This is a genomic window from Crossiella sp. NPDC003009 (genome assembly GCF_053591555.1).
In genome coordinates this window covers 31,592-48,209 of the sequence record NZ_JBSFUA010000030.1, presented here as the reverse complement: position 1 = coordinate 48,209, position 16,618 = coordinate 31,592, and the positions used below count along the sequence as shown (strand labels likewise).

Here is a 16,618-nt window from a genome sequence, read left to right as displayed (position 1 = left end):
TGTGCCGGGGTTTACCTGATCGGCCTTGGGAACGGCACGACCCGGCTGACCTCGTCCTCCGGCCCGTCCGGCTTGGCCCTCGCGCCGCCGCGGCGGGCGGCGCGGGGCAGCCGGACGTCGCCGAGCGCTGGCCAGGCCAGGCCGCAGCGGTCCAGTGCGGAGAGGACCTCGCGGAGGGGTTCGGCCTTCTCGGTGGCGACGTACTCCCAGACGATGGCGCCGCTTTCCGGGCGCGGGCGGCGGCGGACGAAGCCGTGTTCGACGGTGTAGGCCAGCAGCGGGTCGAAGTCCTCTGCCTTCATGCCCAGGCCACGGCGCAGTTCGACCTGGTCGCTGGTGCCCGCGAAGAGTTGTTCCAGGATGAGCAGGACTTGGAGGTCGCCGATCTCGTCGACTGCGCGCGCGACCGAACCTGCGACACCGGTGAAGCTGGGCCTACCCGCCATGGGCTTGACCTTACTTGATCTTTCGTGGGAGAGGGATCCGCTCAACGTTCGGTAAAACCGGTCAGACCACCCTTAGCGCCTGCCCATTGCTCCACCACGGTGGTCACTTGACCTGGGGTATCACCTGACTGGAGGTAGCGCAGTAGTTCTCCGCAGAGCTCGCGGGCTCCTTCCGCGACCACTTCCACCCGGCCGTCCCTGGCGTTGCGGGCCCAGCCAACCAGCCCGAGCTCCAACGCTTTTGCCCTGGTAGACCAGCGGAAACCGACACCCTGTACCCGGCCGTGCACCCAGGCGGTGAGTCGCACCACTTCTGCCTCGTTCGACACGGGTTCATCCTGCCGGACAAGACAAATCGGCTACGCAGGACCAACCGGGTTAACTCGATAGTGGTACGTTTCCTGGCCGTGACCACCCGGCGCAAGGAACGCAACCCTGGGGTGCTCGGTCTCGTCGCGATGATGGTCGGCGCCGGTGGCGCCTGCGGCCTGACCCTGATGGCGCCCACCGCCTTCCAGGCGCTGACCGGGATGGACCTCATCGCCAGTGCCGAGGCCGCCCGCGAGCAGGTGACCGGCCAGGCCCGTGACGGCGCGCTCCCGCAGTGGAACGGCGACGGCGAACTGGCCGCCCCCACCAGCGCGACCACCACCTCGGCCGGCAGCACCACGCCCACCTCCGCCACCAGCAGCGAGCAGCCCACCAGCAGCTCCGCGCCGCCGCCCTCGTCGAGCAGCGCCGAGCAGCCCCCGCCCGCCACCGGGCCGAGCAGCCCGCCGCCGGCGCCCACCACCACGGTGGCCAAGCCGCCGCCGACCACCCCGCCGCCCGCGGAGAACCCGGCGGCCTCGCCGGCGATGCGGGTGGTGCAGCTGGTGAACCAGGAGCGGGCCAGGGCGGGCTGCCGTAGCCTCCGAGTGGACGAGCGGTTGGTTACGGCCGCTCAGCGGCACGCCACCGATATGGCCAACCGTGGCTACTTCTCGCACACCGCACCGGAGGGCACGTCCTTCGTTGACCGTGCGCGATCGGCTGGTTACCCAGCGCCAGGCGGTGAGAACATCGCGAAGGGGCAACGCACCGCCGAGAAGGTCATGGAGTCGTGGATGGGTTCATCAGGTCACCGGGCGAACATCCTGAACTGTTCGTTCGTCGCGATCGGCGTCGGCCATGAGGCCAGAGGGCCGCACTGGGTGCAGGTGTTCGGCCGATGAGCATGGACACCCCTCCTGCCGAGACTGGCCCACGCCGCTCCGACGTGCCGCGCGGCGCCGCGCTGGCCGCGGTCGCGCTGGCCACCGCCACCGCCTTCGCCGGGATCGCGGCGCTCAGCTCCACCGGCAAGCCCCCGCCGGTGACCACGAACAACGGTCGCCTGGACAACGTGGTGCTGCGCACGACGGTCTCCAACGGCACCACCGTGACCGTCACCGAGACGGTGTCCACCACCCCGTCCGCCAGCGCCACCAGCAGCTCGAAGACCGGCAGCACGGGCACCTCGGGCAACAGCAGCACCAGCACCACCACCGGCAGCTCCGACCCCGGCCAGCCGACCACCAGCAAGCAGATCGAGCTGCCGCCGCGTACCACCACGACCACGACGACCACCACCACGACCTCCACGACCACCAGCCAGTCGACGGTGCCGAGCACCACCTCGACCACCACCAGCGCCTCCCGGCCACCCACCGGCAGTTGAGCGGGCTGGCCATCCACCCGTGCCGCTCGCTGTGCGCGTGGGCGGAGACCAGGGCGGAGCTGGACGGGTTGCCGGTGCTGGCCTGCCGGGGGTGCGGGTCGCAGTGGATCCGGTCGGAGGGGTGGACGCCGATCGACCACACCGGGCGGATCCCGGACTGCGTGCGCGCGGAGCTGGCGAAACGGGACTAGCCGGTGACGGGTGCGATCACCAGCGTTCCTCCGCACGCATGGCGATCAGCGCATCGGACCCGGAGCTGTCTCCGCCCGGGATCGTCGGCATCGGAATCGGACCGGCCCTGGCCGCCGGGATGATCTTTCCTTCGGCCACCAGCCTCGCGAACGGCGAGACCTCGACGGGTCCACTGTGCTCGGGGACGTGCTCCATAACCACATTCGTAGTGCTTGCCACGAGGGCACACCACGCCGTGGCCTAGCACTACCGGGTGAACAACCCCGGGAGCAGTTCGTCGACCGCGCGCCGCCAGAACTCCGCGCAGGCCTCCCCTGCCGCGGCGTGCCGGGTCTCCCCCAGCAGCTCGCCGTCGTGCACCCGGTACACCCGCCACGAGTCCAGCCGCTCCGCCAGCCGCAGTCCGTCGCCGGCCCGGCCGCCCGCGAGCCGGTAGCTGTCGTACGGGAACCCGAAGTCGCGCAAGGCGATCGCCAGGTCATGGATCGAGGCAGGGGTGGTGTGCCAGGGGTGTTGGCGCCAGTGGTGCAGGAGCTGTTCGTAGCGGGTGGGGGGCGAAGCGGTCGGCGTGGCGGTCGGGGGAGGCGATGCCGGGCACGGTGAGGCCGGGCGCGATCAGGTCGGCGGCGGCGTCACCTTCGCGGACGTAGCCGGCGCGGACGCTGGTCTGGCCTCGTTCGGTGTAGCGGAGCTCCCAGTGGCCGTTGGGCAGCTCGTGCAGGTTGGCCACGTCGTCGCCGCCGGGCATCGGCTGGTGGATGCCGTGGCTGGGTGCGAGCAGGCCGAGGGGTGGGCGGGAGCCCGAGCGGTTGAGGATGGCCAGGGCCTCCGGGATGGTCAGGTCGTCGGGGGCGGCCACGGGTTCGGGGCGGGCGGGCAGTGCGGCGGGGTCCGCGCCGAGCAGGGTGGGCAGGTCCTCATCGACCAGGCGGTGCCAGAACTCGGCGCAGGCCTCGGCTTCGGACATCCAGGCGGTGCCGGACTCGGTCTGGCCGGAGCGGATCCGGTAGACCCGCCAGCCCTCGGTCCGCTGTTCCAGGCACAGCCTGCCCTCGAAGGCGCCGCCGTGCAGCGAGTACGCGCTGCCGGGCACGCCGAGCCAGGCCAGCGCGTCCCTGAGCTGGGCGCGGGTGGCCGGGCGCAGCCGCCACGGGGTGTGTGTGCCGCCAGCGGGCCAGCAGGGTGCCGAAGGCGGCCTCGGCGCCAGGGCGCGGGGGCGGCGGGGGTGCGCCGAGCAGGCTGGCGAGCAGTTCGGCGCACACCTGTGACTCGCTGGTGTAGCAGCGGCACTGGGTGACCCGTTCGCCCCTTTCGGTGCGGTAGATGAGCCAGTCGTGGCCGGTGTCGGTGACCTGCCAGCCGGTGTCGATCCGGCGCAGCGGCAGGCCGTTGCGCTCGGACCAGATGCTGTACTCGGTGCGACCGTGCTGCTGGAGCAGCGCGATCGTCTCGTGCACGGTCAGCTCGGCGGTCATGCGGCCGAGACTAGGTGCCGCTGGCCACGTGTTGCGCCAGCGGCGCGAAGGTCAGGCGCAGGTCGGTGAGCTGGTTCCCGGCCGGGATCCAGGCCAGCGGGGCGTAGTGCCTGCGGATCCCGTGCGGTTCCTGGAGCAGCGGCTCGCCGCGCTCGTTGCGCGGCCACTCGACCTCGCCGGTGAGGGTGCGGGCCGGGATCAGCCAGTAGTCGCCGCCGCGGTACTTCCCGCCCGCGGCGAACCAGACCTGGACGCCGTCCTCCAGGTCCAGCCACCTGCCCTCCTCGATCCGGACCGCGTCGCCGCGCTGGTCCCAGCGGCGCAGGAAGGCGTGCCTGCCCGGTCTGCCCACGCCGGTGCCGGACTCCCTGGACAGCTCGACCCGCAGCGCCTCGGTGTCGATGTCGCGGACCTGGGCCAGTGGGCCGGCCTCGCCGCGGGCCACCGAGGCGTCGTCGGCCAGCTCGACCCAGTCGCCGATGGACAGGCCCAGCTTCCGGTCCCGCGCACCCTCGGCGAGGGTCACCCAGGTCCTGTCCACTGTGGACACCGGGAGGGTGACGGAGCCGTTCTCCCGCGACCACTTGAAGGTGGGCTGCTTGCCGCCGAGGTGCACCTCGACCCGGTACAGCTGGTTCTCCAGGCCGCGGAAGCGGGCGTCGGGGGCGGACCGGCAGGGGTCGTCCTCGGTGCGGGCGGGGCGTTCGGCCCGGGCGGCCAGGCGGCCGGTGGCGCGGCCGCGCTCGACCCAGCCGTCGAAGGCGGCGGTCAGGCTTTCCGGGGTGGGGCGGTCCGGGATCTGGAGGCCGTCCTTGGCGGTCAGCGGCAGCACCTGCCAGCTGACCTTGGTGCGCGCGGTGGTGTCCGGCAGGGCCGGGCCGAGCGCGGTCTCCCTGATCTCCGGATCCTGGATCGCGGTGACCAGGTGCTCGGTGACCAGCAGGTAGGCCAGGAACGGCAGGCCTGGCAGGTGGTGCGCCTCGTCCTGGCGTTCCCGGTCGCGGTGGGCGTCCGGCTGGTCCCAGTAGGTCCACTCGGCGGCCGGTGGGGGCGCGGGATCGGTTTCCGGGTCGTCGGGGACCGGCACGCCGCGGGGCGGGCGGGTGGCCTCGACCAGGATGCCGTCCACGTAGTAGCGGCCGCCGTGGATCTTCAGGTCCGCGGGTTCCTTGCCCTTGGGCACGAAGGCGAGCCGGAAGCCGTTGGCATCCCGTGGTCCGCCGCGACGCCCGATGAGGTCGCTGATCGCGGTGCGGTGCCGGTGCTGGCTGATCAGCACCTGCTCGTTGGCCTCGGCGTCGAGCTGCACCCGGCCCTGCTGGGCGAGCACCGCGGAGAACCGCTTGTCCGGCCGGAAGGTCAGCCGGGAGAAGTCGCCGTGCATGTTCGTTGTCCCCCTTACGAGACGAAGACGGTCGCGGCGGTCATACCGGCCGGCAGGAACTCGGTGAGCCGGGCGCGCAGGTTGTCCAGGCGCTGCGGCTGGCACAGGTCGTGGAAAGCGCCCAGCTCGCTGCCGTCCTCGGCGCCGCGGCTGATCTCCGGGGCGCAGTCGGCGGCGAGCTGGGCGTAACCCGGTGTGCCGTACCGGGTGCTGGTGAACCGGGGCCGCACGCGCAGCTGCTCGACCTCACCGCGCACGCCGCCGGGCTGGCAGCGGTAGCGGCGCGGGGTGCGCGAACCCGGTGTGCTGTAACAGAACCGCAGGCAGCCGATGCCCCGCCTGGCCACGTGCACGCGGCCGTGGAAGATGCTGTTCTCGCCGAGCCGGATGGCGTGGGTGTGCACCTCGCCGATGACGGTGCTGCGCCGCACGGCCAGTACCGCGTGCGCGTGACGGCATTCCGGCGCGGAGAGCGCCTCGCGGTCGGGTGCGGTGGCGTCCAGGACGCTGTCGGTGAGGTAGATCGGCAGCGGGTCGGTGTCCACCTCGTTGGCGATGACCAGGATGGTGCCCAGGATGCTGCGCTCGACCTGCACGCAGGCGGTGGTGTCCTCCAGCACCAGGCTGGGTTCCTCCGGGTGCGAGGGCCGGCACTCCGGTTCCAGCGACCAGCCGGGCACCAGGGTGCAGTGCCGCAGCACCACCGCGCCGAGCGGTCCGGTGACGTGCACGCCGCGTCCGGCCACGATCAGGCCGTCGAGCACCAGCCGGGGCTTGTCCGGGCAGCAGCCCTCCTCGGCGTCCGAACCGGGACCGCGGACCAGCAGCGCGTCCGGGCGGTTGCTGTACCAGTCGAGCAGCCGGATCACCGGGCGAACGCCCTCGGCGGCGCGGACCTCCAGGCGTTCGCCGTGGGTCAGGGCAAGCTCGATCTGCTCCTGGTAGGCGCCGCTGTGCGTGATCTCGATGACCGCCTCCGGACCGGCCTGGCCGCTCTGCTGGTCGGCGCGCCACTGCTGGAAGGCGGCCATGATCCCGCCGTGCTCGCCAGGCCCGACCAGATATCTGTCCACTGTGGACGGATGCTGGGCGGGGCGTGGGTACTCGCCGCCGCCGAGGTCATCGCTGAAGGCGTGGTGGTAGGTGACCCAGACGCCGGTGCGGGGCGCGGTGCGCGGGCTGAAAGCGATCCGGCCGAGCACGGGGTCCACCGCGACCTGTCTGCCGCGCGGGCGGTAGGCCCAGCCGGTCAGATCGGCCACCACCAGGTCCGGCAGGGGCACCGGCTCGTCCTCGCGGTCCCGCCAGAGCTGGAAGCTCTTGCCCGGTCCGTAGTAGTCGGGCAGGGCGTCGGCGAGGGCGCGGCGGCGGATGAACCCCGGCACGTTCGCCGCGCCGGCCAGGTGCGCGGGTCCGGGTTCCGGTTCGGGGTTGGCCACCAGAGGCAGGTTGTTGCCGAGGATGGAGAAGGTGAACAGGTTGCGGGCGCGGTCGATGCAGTAGGCGGGGGCGCGGGTGACCGAGTGGGCCTTGAGCCGCCACAGGAACACGCCGACCTCGGGCGGCCCGTGGTTCCCGGCCGGGCCGCGCGCGCTGGTGTCGAAGGGCGAGCCGAGCAGGTCCAGGTCGGCCCCGCGACGGAGGTCGACGTAGCCGCCGCCGAAGGCCGCGCGGGCGTCGGCCGCGGCGGGGCGGTTGGGGTAGAGCCGGATCGGCTGGTGGGTGGTCAGCAGCGGCAGCACTTCCACCGCACGGGCCGGCCAGTCCGCGACCGTGCGGGCGAGTTCTTCCAGCAGCGGCAACGTTCCCTTGCGACGGCGGTTGGCCACGGTGTCGGCGACGTCGGCGCGTGGGGCCAGGCGGGCGGTCAACCGTTGGGCCGCTTGGTCCCCGCGACTGACGGCTTCCTCGTAGCCACGGAGCATGCGGTAGCCGACCAGGTCGCCGAGGTAGGGCACCGCCCAGTCGGCGCAGGTCTCGATGAACCAGTCCTCGTACAGGGCCTGCACATCGGCGTCGACCAGCTCGACCTGTTCGGCCAGCACGGCCAGCAGCGCGCGCAACTGGCCGCCGGTCTCGGCGTCGCGCAGCCGGTGGAACTGCGGCAGCCGGTCGAACAGGCGGTCGGGTTCGGGCGCGGGCATCACCGCACCTCCTTCAGGATCAGCGTGTCCGGCAGGGTCGGTGACAGCAGCACCAGCTGGGCCGGTCGCACACCGCGGAAGACCACGACCACCCGGCCGCGTTCCAGCGGGCTGGCGTCGGTGATGTCGGGGTTGAGCCGCAGCAGCTCGGCCAGCGAGATGCCGTGCTTGGCGCAGATTGCGGTGAGGGTCTCGGTCTTCCCTTCCGCGGGCTCGACCCGGTATCTGTCCACTGTGTACTGGGCGAGCCGGGCTGACACCGAGGGGTTGGGGCGGGCCAGGTCGGTGGCCAGCTGTTGCAGGCCAACGGGTGTGATGCTGCCGGGCACCCCGGCGAAGGAGTCCACGTCCACGTGGTCCACGCCGGGCACGGCCTGCGCGGTGGCCAGCACCTCGGAGAGGTAGGCGGGCTGGCCGAGCTCGCGGCCTGCGAAGCCGAGGCGGGCCAGCAGCGCGGCCCGCACGGCGGGTTCGACCAGGTCCCAGCTGTGGTCGGGGTGCACCCGGATGTTGGCCGCGATCACCAGCAGCACCGGTTCCCGGACCGCGACCTCGGCGGGCAGCCCGGCGTCGCCGTGCGCGGCGAAGGCGGCCCGCAGCGTGGTCACGATGTCGGAGTCCGGGTGCAGCGGGATGTCCTCGACGCCCGCGACCGTGACGTGCACGACCTGCCGGGTGCCGTTGTAGAGCCGGCGCGCCTCGGCCCGGCCGATCCCGGCGCGGGCGCGGGCGAAGTCGGCGTAGTCGGGCACCGAGACCAGCCGGTCGAAGGCGGTGACCCGTAACGGGATGTTGCGCCGGAGCTGACCGGCGTCGTCCCGGTTGGCGCCACCGTCGGCGGGCAGCGGGTTGGTGACCGCGGAGACGCCCAGCGGGCGGGTGGTGAGCTGGGTGAGCTGGCCCGCGGTGAGGTTGCCCGCCTTGCCGAGGCCGACCCGGTAGCTCGCGCGCACGTTCTCCACGCCGGTGGGCAGTCGCGCGCCCCGTCTGCCGTCGCCGAAGGTGATCTTGAGGAATCCGTTGTCCGCCAACGCGGTCACGTAGACCCGGTCGGTGGGGCCGTGTCCGGCCAGGCTGTCCACCTCCCGCCAGCGGACCCCGTCCACCCTGATCTCCAGGGTGCTCTCCGCGCCGAGCGGGTTGTCCGCGGCCAGCCAGGTCAGCGGTCCCTGGCGGAGCAGGAAGGACTGGTTGGGCTGGCTCGCGTCACCACTGCCGATCGGCTCGTTCCGGCTGGCTCCGTGCGTGGCGCGGACCACGTTGCCGTGCACCCGCACGGTGCTGCGCACGTAGCGGTAGGCGAGAGCGGCGGCCAGGGTGATCGTGGTGTGCACCTTCTCCCCCGGCCTGTTCTTCTGCACCGTCTGGGTCACCCCGGCGATCATGGCCAGCTCGGTGCCGCGCACCCCGGTGGTGCCGCCCGGCAGGTCGGCGCGTTCGCCGGTGACGATCACCCAGCGGCCGGGGGTGAGGCCGTCGTAGAGCTCGGCCAGCTCGATCACGTTGCCCGCCACCGGTTCCGGCACCGGCTCCTCGGCCAGCTCCAGCCGGTCGCCCCTGGCGTAGACGGTGGCGTCGCGCAGGTGGGAGAGCAGCGTGTCGTACTCGTCCAGCCAGGGCCGGTCCAGGGTCAGCTCGGTGACCTTGCCGCTGATGCCGAAGGCCTGCTTGGCCACGGTGCGCGCGGTGGTGACCCTGGCGGTGACGGTGGACAGCTGCTCGTCGCCGCCGATCTCCTGGCCCTTGCGCGGCCTGGTGACCACCACCCAGCTGCCCGGCCCGATGCCCTCGTACACACCGTCCAGGGCGAGGATGGTGGGCGGGTTGAGCGCGTAGGTCTGGATGGTGAACACGACCCGCTGCGGGTCCTTCTCGTCGGCGGCGGTGCGCCGGAACCAGATCACAAAGCCCTTGCCGTGCACCTGTCCCGGTGGCGCGTCGCCCACGGCCAGGCTGTGCTCGACCGGGTCGAGGCCGGAGCCGGTCAGGCCCTCCAGCCGGACCTTGATCTTCTTCTCCGCGTTCTCCTGGTGCACTTCCAGCTTCCGCTCCGGCAGCTGCCTGGCGAAGGTGAAGGACAGCCGGGTGCCGCTGGGGTTGAAGGTGAACCGGCCGGGGCCGAGGTCGATGGTGACCTCCTCGGTGAGGTCGGTGAGGTTGTGCTCCCAGGTGTCCTTGGCCGAGGTGAAGCTGAGCAGGGTCCGGCTGGGTTTCACCTGCTCGTCGTAGTCGACCTGCACCCGCAGGGTTTGCAGGGTGCGCAGTGAGTCCTCGGCCGGCGCGGTGGCGCCGAAGGGGGTGGCCACCACGCGCATCACGTGCAGTTCCTGCAACGCCTGCGGGGCGCTCAGGTCGGCCTGCCGCCAGGCCGGGTAGAGGGTGTCCCGCAGGCGGTCGTCCAATGTGGACAGCAGCTGCGCGCCGAGGTCGGAGCCGGGCGCGTAGATCCGGCTGAGCTCCCGGGCCAGGTAACGCGAGCCGGCCGGTGGGCGGACGGTGCTGGTGCGCAGCACGCCGAGCAGGGCTCCTAGGCCGAGCACTGCTTCACTGCGGTCCGGGACCTCGGCGTCCAGGGCGAGCGCGTGGTAGAGGCGTTCGGTTTCGGGTTCCCATTCCTGGGCCGGTTCCAGTTTGCGGGCGGTTTCCTCGAGTTCGCGGAGCCTGCCGTCGAAGGCTTCCAGCCAGCCCGCGATGTGCCGGTAGTGCTCGGCCAGCGCGATGGTCTCCGCGGTGTGCCCGCGCAGTCCGGCCACCGCGTCGGCGAACCGGGTGGGCGTGGTCAGCTTGGCCAGGTCCTGCCACAGGAGGGTGACCGGGCCTTCGACGAACCGGCGCAGGATCGCGCTGCGCTGCACCACCTCCGGCGTCGGGTCCGGGTCACCGGTCTCCGGGTTCGCCAGGGGTTTGAGCAGTTTCCTGAGCCTGGTGTTCAGCTCGGTCAGGGTGGGCAGCGCGGGCTGGGGCAGGCCGATGGTGGTGACATCGCGCTCGCGGTCCAGGGTGATCCCCGGCACCACGGTGAGCTGCTGGCGGCCGGGTTCCGCGCCGAAGACGAACAGCAGCTGGTCGCCGGGCTTGAGGTTGGCGGCCACCCCGGCCACGTGCACCGCGGTGCGTTTGGCCAGGTCCTCCTTGCCGAACTGGTAGGGCCGGGTCTGCCGGACCTTGAGGTCGTTCCAAGACCAGCGGGCGAGCAGGTCCTCCACGGTCTCGAAGGACTGCGGCTCCTCGCCGGGCCCCGGCACGCTCTGGGTGCGCGCACCGCGCGGGATGCGCACCTGGAAGTCCCTGCCCTGCCTGGGATCGGCGTCCAGGGTGTAGGCCAGGAACGCGCCGGCGGCCACTCCCGGGCGCGGGGTGTGCCCGACCAGGCGGCCGAGCAGGGTGAGCGAGCGTTCCTCGGTGGCGGTGCGCAGGTAGCCCTCGTTGGCGATCCGCTCGGTGTAGAAGGTGAGCAGGTCGCCGAGCACCGCGCCCGCGTCCAGCAGGCCGATCGCCGGATCCTCGGTGCCGCGCACGGTGAGCGCGGCCAGCGCCGGGTAGGCGGGGCTGGACAGCCTGGCGCGCATGGTGGCCAGGAACTCGGCGTGTGTGCCGGCCCGGTGCGTGATCTCGGTGCGGGACGGCGGGTTGACCACCTCGGCCGGGGTCACCACCGCGGTCCCGGCACAACAGTCGCATTCGGTCATCTCGCACCTCCGAGCACGAAGCTCAGGCGGCCGTTCTCCGGCCGGTCGGGGTCATTGTCGAGCTGGGCGATCTCCAGTGGCCCCAGTGCCAGCAGACCGGCGGCGAGCTCACCGTTGTCCTGGCCGAAGCGGCGGCGCAGGCGGCGGACCTGGGCGGTGACCACGCCGGGAATGGCGGCGGCGCGGGCGATCAGGCGGGACACCCGGACCGGTTCGCCGAAGCTGAGCGCGTCGGGGTGGAAGAAGCCGAGCGCCCCGCCAGGCAACCGCCGGGTGCCGAACACCGCGCGCAACGCGGCGAGCACGTGCCCGCGCTGGTAGCCGTGGTCGACGCAGACGAACAGCTCGATGTCCAGTGGCACCAGGGCCGCCGGGCCGACGAAGAGCCGGTGTCCGATGCGGCGCGCGGGTTCCAGGGCTGCGGTGACGGCGGCCAGCAGTGCCGGGCTGGGACTGGCTTCGCCGAGTGGGTCGATGGCCACGTGCGCCTCGCGGCCGCTGCCGTTCCAGCGCAGTTGGGCCGCGGCCCGTTGCACGCCAGGGACTTCTCCGGCCAGCCGGGCGTAGTCGGCGGCGGTGACCGCGCGCACCAGGCCGCGCCGGGGTGCGAGCGGGGCGAGCTGGCGGACCTGCTCGATCGGCTCCGGCTCCACGCCGCCGACCGCCGCGAGCGGGTTGCGCACCCGAGTGACGCCGTCGTGCATGACCCCGCAACAGAGCGCGAGGTGGGTGATCGCCTCCGCGCCGACGTTGCCCGCCACACCGGTGCCGACCCGGTAGGCGACCTCGATGGTGCTGCCCGGCCGGGGCGCGAGACCGCGTTTCCCGTCGCCGAAGCGGAGCTGCATCTGGGCCGGGTTCTCCTCGGTCAGCTCGCCGACGAAGTGCCGGTCGCGCGCTCCGCTGGCCAGCAGGTCTCGCCGGGGTGTCCACTGTGGACTGTCCTCGGACTGTTCGGTGACCAGCACCGCGGGCAGCGCGGCCCTGGGATCGGTGCGCAGCGCGGAGCGGGCGGATCCGGCAAGGGCCGGCGAGCCGGGGTGCAGGCCCTCGGCGTGCTCGCGGCCCCAGCTCTGCCTGATCTCCCAGGCGATCCCCTCGGTCAGCACCACCCCGGCGGCGGCCCGTCCGGCGAGCACGTGCAGCCGGTCGAGCTTGGGTTTGAGCAGTTCTTCTTGGCGGGCCAGGAGTTCGCGCAGCGCGGGCTCGGGGCGTTCGGCGATCCGCAGGCGGGTCAGCAGCTCCTCGGTGAACAGCACGGCCAGCGCGGCCAGCTCGCGGCGTCCGGGCGGGGTGCCGTCGCGGGCCGCCCGCCACAGGTCGGTGAGCCAGGCGTGCACCCGGCCGGGAATGGCCCGCAGCAGCTCGGCCTGGCTCGCGGCCGCGATGCGCGGCAACGGGAACGGGACCCGCTGGGTGACCGGGGCGTTGCGCAGCACCGGCCGGAACGGGCGCGGCAGCGGCCGGAACGGGCGCGGCAGCGGCGGGTAGCTGACCTGGGCGAGCAGGGTGCGCAGCGCGGTGTGCTGGTCGGCGATGACCTCGGGCACCACCACCTCGTGCTCGGTGCTGTCTCTGGACAGCGAGATGCCGAGTCCGGCGCGGGCGACCGCGGCCGCGCCGAAGACCTCGGTGAGGCCGCGGACGTCGCCGGTTTCCAGCGGCTGGTGCGCGCCGGTCTGGCTGATCAGCGACTGGAGCTGACCGACGGCGGGATCGGCGGCGGCGCGGTCCGGGCAGCCGAACTCCGGCGGCGCGCAACTGGGTGGGTCCACCGGTCCCGGCGGCACCAGGACCTCCTCCGGCGCCGCGCCGCAGAAGGTGAGCGTGCGGCCGTGGTCGACCAGGACCACGTTGCCGCGCAGCACACTCAGGTCGGTGAGCAGGCAGCAGTCCGGGCCGCCGACCGCGGACAGGCACACGCTGAAGGTGAGCGCGTCCTCGGCGGACCAGGTGACCTCCAGCACCGGCTGGTCGTAGAGGTCGTCGCAACCGCGGGTGACCGAGGTGAGGCGGACCGCCTGGCGGTGCGTGGGATCGGCGTCGGCCGGCGCGCCGGTGACCGGGCCGCGGACCTCCTCGATGATCACCACGTCGCCGGGTTTGAGGCACAGCGGCCGGTCCTTGTCATCGCGCAGGGTGGCCGCGGTCGTGCCCTCGGGCAGGCAACATTCCTCATCGCCCCAGGTCCAGAACCGGATTGCGTTGTGCTCGGGGCGGACGGTGAGCGGGCAGTCCCGCACCGGCTCGAAGACCTCCACCACCGCGCCGGGCGGCAGGGTTTCCAGCTGCTCGTCGGAGAGCACGGTGCCCAGCTCCGGCCGTTCGCCGGGCGGCAGGTGGCTGAGGTCGATGCTGATGAACCGGTAGTCCCCGGCGTCGATGGTGTGCGGGTGCGCGGTCTCCAGGGCCACCCAGGCGCGGGCGTTGCAGCCGTCGTGCATGGCGTAGTCGACCAGCCGGGCGTGGCGGCGGACGGAGGTGCGGCGGCGGGCGGTGTCCAGGTACGCCTCGGTGGCCACCGCGTCCTGGCGGTAGCTGAGCTGGTCGCCGGCGTGCGCGAGCAGCTCGACCAGGGTGACGCCGAGATCGGGCACGTGCCGTTCCAGCCAGGCCGGGACGGTGAGCGTCATCCGGTCCAGCAGCAGGCGGCGCAGGGTGTCGTAGTCCCTGGCCAGGTAGTTGATCTCCGGTGCCGGGCCGTCGCCACCCGGCGGGCAGGGCACGGGTAAGCAGTCCACATCGGACGGACAGTCGCGCCGGAAGTCGAAGGTGGCGCTGGAGTAGCGCGGGTCGAAGCCGGGCAGCGGCTCGGTGCCGGGGCGGCCGTAGGCGTTGGGGCGGACCAGGTGCAGGGTGTAGGTCGAGGAGTCGCCCGCGCGGTCCAGCAGGAGGCGCACCCGGTCGTCCAGCTCGGGGTCCGGCTGGGTCTCCAGGTGGACCTCGACCACCCGCAGTCCGGTGATCCGGCGGCCACCGTCGACGCGGAAGTTGTTGCGGGCCAGGTCCTTGGGTACTTTCCCGAGGAAGGTGACCGTGAGCGTGCGGCCGTCCTCGGCCACCTCCACGCCGTCGATCCCGTTCCACCGCGCGGCGCGGATCTTGCGGCGTCTGCCGTCGGTGCGGCAGTCCTGTTCGGCCGTCACGCCGTCCCCCTCCGCTCGAACACGTCGGTGCGCTGGGTTCCGGTCGGCCGGACCAGGTAGACCAGGTGCACGCGCAGCAGGTTCTCCTCGCTGATGACCTCCAGCGAGTAGATGTCGATCACGTCGCCGAGCCAGCGCTGCAACCCGGCTTGCACGGAGAGCTGGAGCGCGGAGGCGAACTCGGGGCTGTTCGGCGCGAACACCAGGTCCAGCAGGACGCAGCCGAAGTCCGGGCGCATCACCCGTTCACCGGGGCTGGTGAACAGCAGCTCCTCGATCATGTCCCGCACGTGCTCGTCGTAGCCGCGGTCGGCGGTGCGGCCGCGGCTGTCGATCCGGAACGGGAACGCCCAGTCCAGCCTGCCCGGCCGGGTGCGCGCGGCGGGCAGCTCCACCACTCGCCGGTCTTCGCTGGCGGCCATGTCAGCGTCCCCCCGCCCGGCGCTGCACGGTGATCACCCTCGGCGGCCCCTGCGGCGCCTGGTCCGCGGCCAGGCACAGGCCGACCGAGTTCTCCAGCAGCGCGGGCACCCCGTTGACTCGGATCGCGGTCGAGGGCTGGACCCAGCGGATGGTCACGCACGGGTGCGGGGACCCGCTGACGGTGAAGCCGCAGCCCGCGATCGTGTAGACGTCGGTCTGCACCGCGACCGGCTGGCTGCTCACCGCCACCCGGCTCTGCCCTGGGCGCACGGTGGCCTGGCCGCCGTGCGGACAGGTGACGGTCGCGTTGACGTGCAACAGGTTCATCGACATGCCTTGCCCCCATTCAGGTGTTGACGGTGAGCGCTCCCCGGTTGACGGTGACGGTCGCGCCGACCATCGAGATGACCGCGCCCTGCCCGTTGTCGAGCACGATTCCCCGATCGGTGACCGACAGGGTGGCGCCGGTGGCGGTGCGCAGGGTGATGCCCGCGTTGCCGGGCTGGTCGGAGAGCAGGACGTGGTGCCCGGCAACGGTTTGCAGCACCATGTTGGGCGCGACCGGCGGCCCGAGCAGCGCCACCGCGGGCACCTCGGCCTGGGAGCCGTACCAGCAGCCGGTCCAGATCGGGAAGCTCGGATCGCCCTGCTCGAACTCCACCCACACACCCGCGCCGACCGGCGGCACCACGTACTGGCCCATCTGCGGCCCGGCCACCGGCAGGCACGGCATCGCCCAGGACGACGGGACGCTGCCCAGCACGTCCGGCACCTGGACCTGGATCCGGCCCTGGCGCAGCGGATCCACGTTGACCACCACCGTGCCCCGGAACTTGCCGAGGTACCGGTTCGGCTCAGGACTCATCGGCGCTCTCCTGGCGGGTTCACGGGATCACCCTGGGCTGCAGGGCGATCAGGCCTTCGCGGGCGAGGGTGAAGTTCTGGGTGTAGCTGCCGCGCTGGAGGTTGTGCGTGACGCTCTTGACGTAGTAGAGGCCGTCGTAGGTGATGCCCGCGCCGCGCACGCCGACCAGCTCGCGCGGCCGCAGCACGTGGCCGTAGCGCACCACGTCCAGCTGCCCGGAGCCGGTGACCGCGTCCGCGGACTCGGCCGCCTTGGCCAGGGTCTCGGCCAGCGCCATCGGGGTGTCCTTCTTGGCGGTGTCGGCGATGACCTTCTTCTTCAGCGCGGGCGCCGGCCGCAGCGCCAGCGGTGGGCGCAGCACGCCTACCTCGGGCACCGGCACCGGCGCGGACACCCTGGTGAACGGGATCTGCACCATCGCGACGGGCTGTTCCCGCGCCGACCCGTCGAAGCTGAAGGTGAGCTGGTCCACTGTGGACGATCCGTCGGAGTTGACGGTGAGCGCGTGCTGCGGCACCCCGAGCCGCACCTCCGGCCCCCAGTAGCCCTTGCTGACCCCCGGCGCCGGGCCGGGGTCGAGGTAGAAGACGTACCCGTTGGCCTTGGCCAGCTCGTTGAGGTAGCCGAGGTCGGTGCCCTTCTGGAAGTCGATCCGCTGGGTGGGCATGGCCGCCTGCGGGAACAGCTCGGGAATGACCACCGGCACGATGCCGTAGCCCGCGTACTGCGCGATGATCGCCGCGACCCTGGCCGCGGGCGGCATCGCCGGGAACGGCACGCCCGCGCGTTCCTCCAGGTCCATCAGCACGGTCAGGTCCTCGCCGGTGACGGTCAGCGTGGACTGCCCAGGTTGGTTGCTGATGCCCACCTCCTGCCGGATGCACACCCCGTCCATCAGCACCGACGGCGTGCCGCGCACGGTGGCCATCAGCACCACCCGCACCTGCGGGTCGAAGAACCCGGCCGGCAGCAGCTCGTTGTGGATGAGCCCCTTCTTGGACAGGTCGAAGGAGAGCTGGAACCCGCTGCGCTGCCCCGCGGTCACGGTGACCTGCGCGGACAGCAGGGCCTCTGTCACCTCCCGGGGCGCGGGCACCGGAATCCGCCTGCCCAGCAACAGGGTCAGGTGGATCGGCGTGCGGTCAGCGGCCATGG

At 72.5% G+C, this 16,618-nt stretch carries 16 protein-coding genes; 3 read left to right on the top strand and 13 right to left on the bottom strand.

Annotated features, from left to right (window positions below; genetic code table 11):
• Positions 1 to 11 precede the first annotated feature (11 nt).
• Together ACWDY5_RS26990 and ACWDY5_RS26985 are read right to left on the bottom strand one after the other, a co-directional pair.
• On the bottom strand, positions 12 to 446 hold the full coding sequence (locus tag ACWDY5_RS26990) for a winged helix-turn-helix transcriptional regulator (protein ID WP_449724963.1): 435 nt from the start codon (positions 444 to 446) through the stop codon (positions 12 to 14).
• 41 nt (positions 447 to 487) lie between these two features.
• A complete protein-coding gene (locus ACWDY5_RS26985) occupies positions 488 to 775 on the bottom strand; it encodes an acylphosphatase (protein ID WP_449724962.1) in 288 nt (95 codons plus the stop codon).
• A gap of 78 nt (positions 776 to 853) precedes the next feature.
• Here ACWDY5_RS26985 and ACWDY5_RS26980 point away from each other — a divergent pair, with 78 nt between their 5' ends.
• Genes ACWDY5_RS26980 through ACWDY5_RS26970 form a run of 3 tightly spaced genes read left to right on the top strand, consistent with a single transcriptional unit; the run spans position 854 to position 2,336 of the window.
• Positions 854 to 1,660, top strand: coding sequence for a CAP domain-containing protein (locus ACWDY5_RS26980; RefSeq protein WP_449724961.1), 807 nt, complete (start codon positions 854 to 856; stop codon positions 1,658 to 1,660).
• The gene (locus ACWDY5_RS26975; RefSeq protein ID WP_449724960.1) at positions 1,657 to 2,145 is read left to right on the top strand and encodes a hypothetical protein; all 489 of its coding nucleotides are present in this window, start codon (positions 1,657 to 1,659) and stop codon (positions 2,143 to 2,145) included. Before ACWDY5_RS26980 ends, ACWDY5_RS26975 begins: the two co-directional genes overlap by 4 nt.
• A complete protein-coding gene (locus ACWDY5_RS26970; protein ID WP_252481974.1) occupies positions 2,142 to 2,336 on the top strand; it encodes a hypothetical protein in 195 nt (64 codons plus the stop codon). The genes ACWDY5_RS26975 and ACWDY5_RS26970 overlap by 4 nt, the downstream gene beginning before the upstream one ends.
• 16 nt (positions 2,337 to 2,352) lie before the next feature.
• Here the strand turns inward: ACWDY5_RS26970 and ACWDY5_RS26965 are convergent, their stop codons facing one another.
• The 11 genes from ACWDY5_RS26965 to ACWDY5_RS26915 form a co-directional block, all read right to left on the bottom strand.
• A complete protein-coding gene (locus tag ACWDY5_RS26965; RefSeq protein ID WP_449724959.1) occupies positions 2,353 to 2,532 on the bottom strand; it encodes a hypothetical protein in 180 nt (59 codons plus the stop codon).
• A 51-nt stretch (positions 2,533 to 2,583) separates the two neighbouring features.
• Complete coding sequence (locus tag ACWDY5_RS26960; protein ID WP_449724958.1) at positions 2,584 to 2,802, bottom strand: hypothetical protein; 219 nt, start codon at positions 2,800 to 2,802, stop codon at positions 2,584 to 2,586.
• A gap of 13 nt (positions 2,803 to 2,815) precedes the next feature.
• Complete coding sequence (locus tag ACWDY5_RS26955) at positions 2,816 to 3,430, bottom strand: hypothetical protein (RefSeq protein WP_449724957.1); 615 nt, start codon at positions 3,428 to 3,430, stop codon at positions 2,816 to 2,818.
• Between the two features lie 392 nt (positions 3,431 to 3,822).
• A complete protein-coding gene (locus tag ACWDY5_RS26950) occupies positions 3,823 to 5,196 on the bottom strand; it encodes a DUF6519 domain-containing protein (protein ID WP_449724956.1) in 1,374 nt (457 codons plus the stop codon).
• Between the two features lie 14 nt (positions 5,197 to 5,210).
• Positions 5,211 to 7,340 carry a hypothetical protein gene (locus ACWDY5_RS26945; protein ID WP_449724955.1) on the bottom strand — a complete coding sequence of 710 codons (2,130 nt, stop codon included), beginning with the start codon at positions 7,338 to 7,340 and terminating at the stop codon, positions 5,211 to 5,213.
• Entirely contained in the window at positions 7,340 to 11,029 is a 3,690-nt protein-coding gene (locus ACWDY5_RS26940; RefSeq protein WP_449724954.1) for a putative baseplate assembly protein, read from the bottom strand. Before ACWDY5_RS26940 ends, ACWDY5_RS26945 begins: the two co-directional genes overlap by 1 nt.
• Positions 11,026 to 14,175 (bottom strand): putative baseplate assembly protein, encoded by a 3,150-nt coding sequence (locus ACWDY5_RS26935; RefSeq protein ID WP_449724953.1) that lies wholly within the window; start codon positions 14,173 to 14,175, stop codon positions 11,026 to 11,028. The genes ACWDY5_RS26940 and ACWDY5_RS26935 overlap by 4 nt, the downstream gene beginning before the upstream one ends.
• The gene (locus tag ACWDY5_RS26930) at positions 14,172 to 14,597 is read right to left on the bottom strand and encodes a GPW/gp25 family protein (RefSeq protein ID WP_449724952.1); all 426 of its coding nucleotides are present in this window, start codon (positions 14,595 to 14,597) and stop codon (positions 14,172 to 14,174) included. Before ACWDY5_RS26930 ends, ACWDY5_RS26935 begins: the two co-directional genes overlap by 4 nt.
• A gap of 1 nt (position 14,598) precedes the next feature.
• Positions 14,599 to 14,931 (bottom strand): hypothetical protein, encoded by a 333-nt coding sequence (locus tag ACWDY5_RS26925; protein WP_449724951.1) that lies wholly within the window; start codon positions 14,929 to 14,931, stop codon positions 14,599 to 14,601.
• A 13-nt stretch (positions 14,932 to 14,944) separates the two neighbouring features.
• The gene (locus ACWDY5_RS26920; RefSeq protein ID WP_449724950.1) at positions 14,945 to 15,463 is read right to left on the bottom strand and encodes a phage baseplate assembly protein V; all 519 of its coding nucleotides are present in this window, start codon (positions 15,461 to 15,463) and stop codon (positions 14,945 to 14,947) included.
• A gap of 19 nt (positions 15,464 to 15,482) precedes the next feature.
• Positions 15,483 to 16,616 carry a hypothetical protein gene (locus ACWDY5_RS26915; protein WP_449724949.1) on the bottom strand — a complete coding sequence of 378 codons (1,134 nt, stop codon included), beginning with the start codon at positions 16,614 to 16,616 and terminating at the stop codon, positions 15,483 to 15,485.
• Between the last annotated feature and the right edge of the window lie 2 nt (positions 16,617 to 16,618).

Excerpts from the sequence above, each read along its gene's own strand:
- ACWDY5_RS26920 (WP_449724950.1), bottom strand. The coding sequence starts at position 15,463 with ATGAGTCCTGAGCCGAACCGGTACCTCGGCAAGTTCCGGGGCACGGTG.
- ACWDY5_RS26990 (WP_449724963.1), bottom strand. The coding sequence starts at position 446 with ATGGCGGGTAGGCCCAGCTTCACCGGTGTCGCAGGTTCGGTCGCGCGC.
- ACWDY5_RS26930 (WP_449724952.1), bottom strand. The coding sequence starts at position 14,597 with ATGGCCGCCAGCGAAGACCGGCGAGTGGTGGAGCTGCCCGCCGCGCGC.
- ACWDY5_RS26925 (WP_449724951.1), bottom strand. The coding sequence starts at position 14,931 with ATGTCGATGAACCTGTTGCACGTCAACGCGACCGTCACCTGTCCGCAC.
- ACWDY5_RS26950 (WP_449724956.1), bottom strand. The coding sequence starts at position 5,196 with ATGCACGGCGACTTCTCCCGGCTGACCTTCCGGCCGGACAAGCGGTTC.
- ACWDY5_RS26975 (WP_449724960.1), top strand. The coding sequence starts at position 1,657 with ATGAGCATGGACACCCCTCCTGCCGAGACTGGCCCACGCCGCTCCGAC.
- ACWDY5_RS26915 (WP_449724949.1), bottom strand. The coding sequence starts at position 16,616 with ATGGCCGCTGACCGCACGCCGATCCACCTGACCCTGTTGCTGGGCAGG.
- ACWDY5_RS26940 (WP_449724954.1), bottom strand. The coding sequence starts at position 11,029 with ATGACCGAATGCGACTGTTGTGCCGGGACCGCGGTGGTGACCCCGGCC.
- ACWDY5_RS26965 (WP_449724959.1), bottom strand. The coding sequence starts at position 2,532 with ATGGAGCACGTCCCCGAGCACAGTGGACCCGTCGAGGTCTCGCCGTTC.
- ACWDY5_RS26945 (WP_449724955.1), bottom strand. The coding sequence starts at position 7,340 with ATGCCCGCGCCCGAACCCGACCGCCTGTTCGACCGGCTGCCGCAGTTC.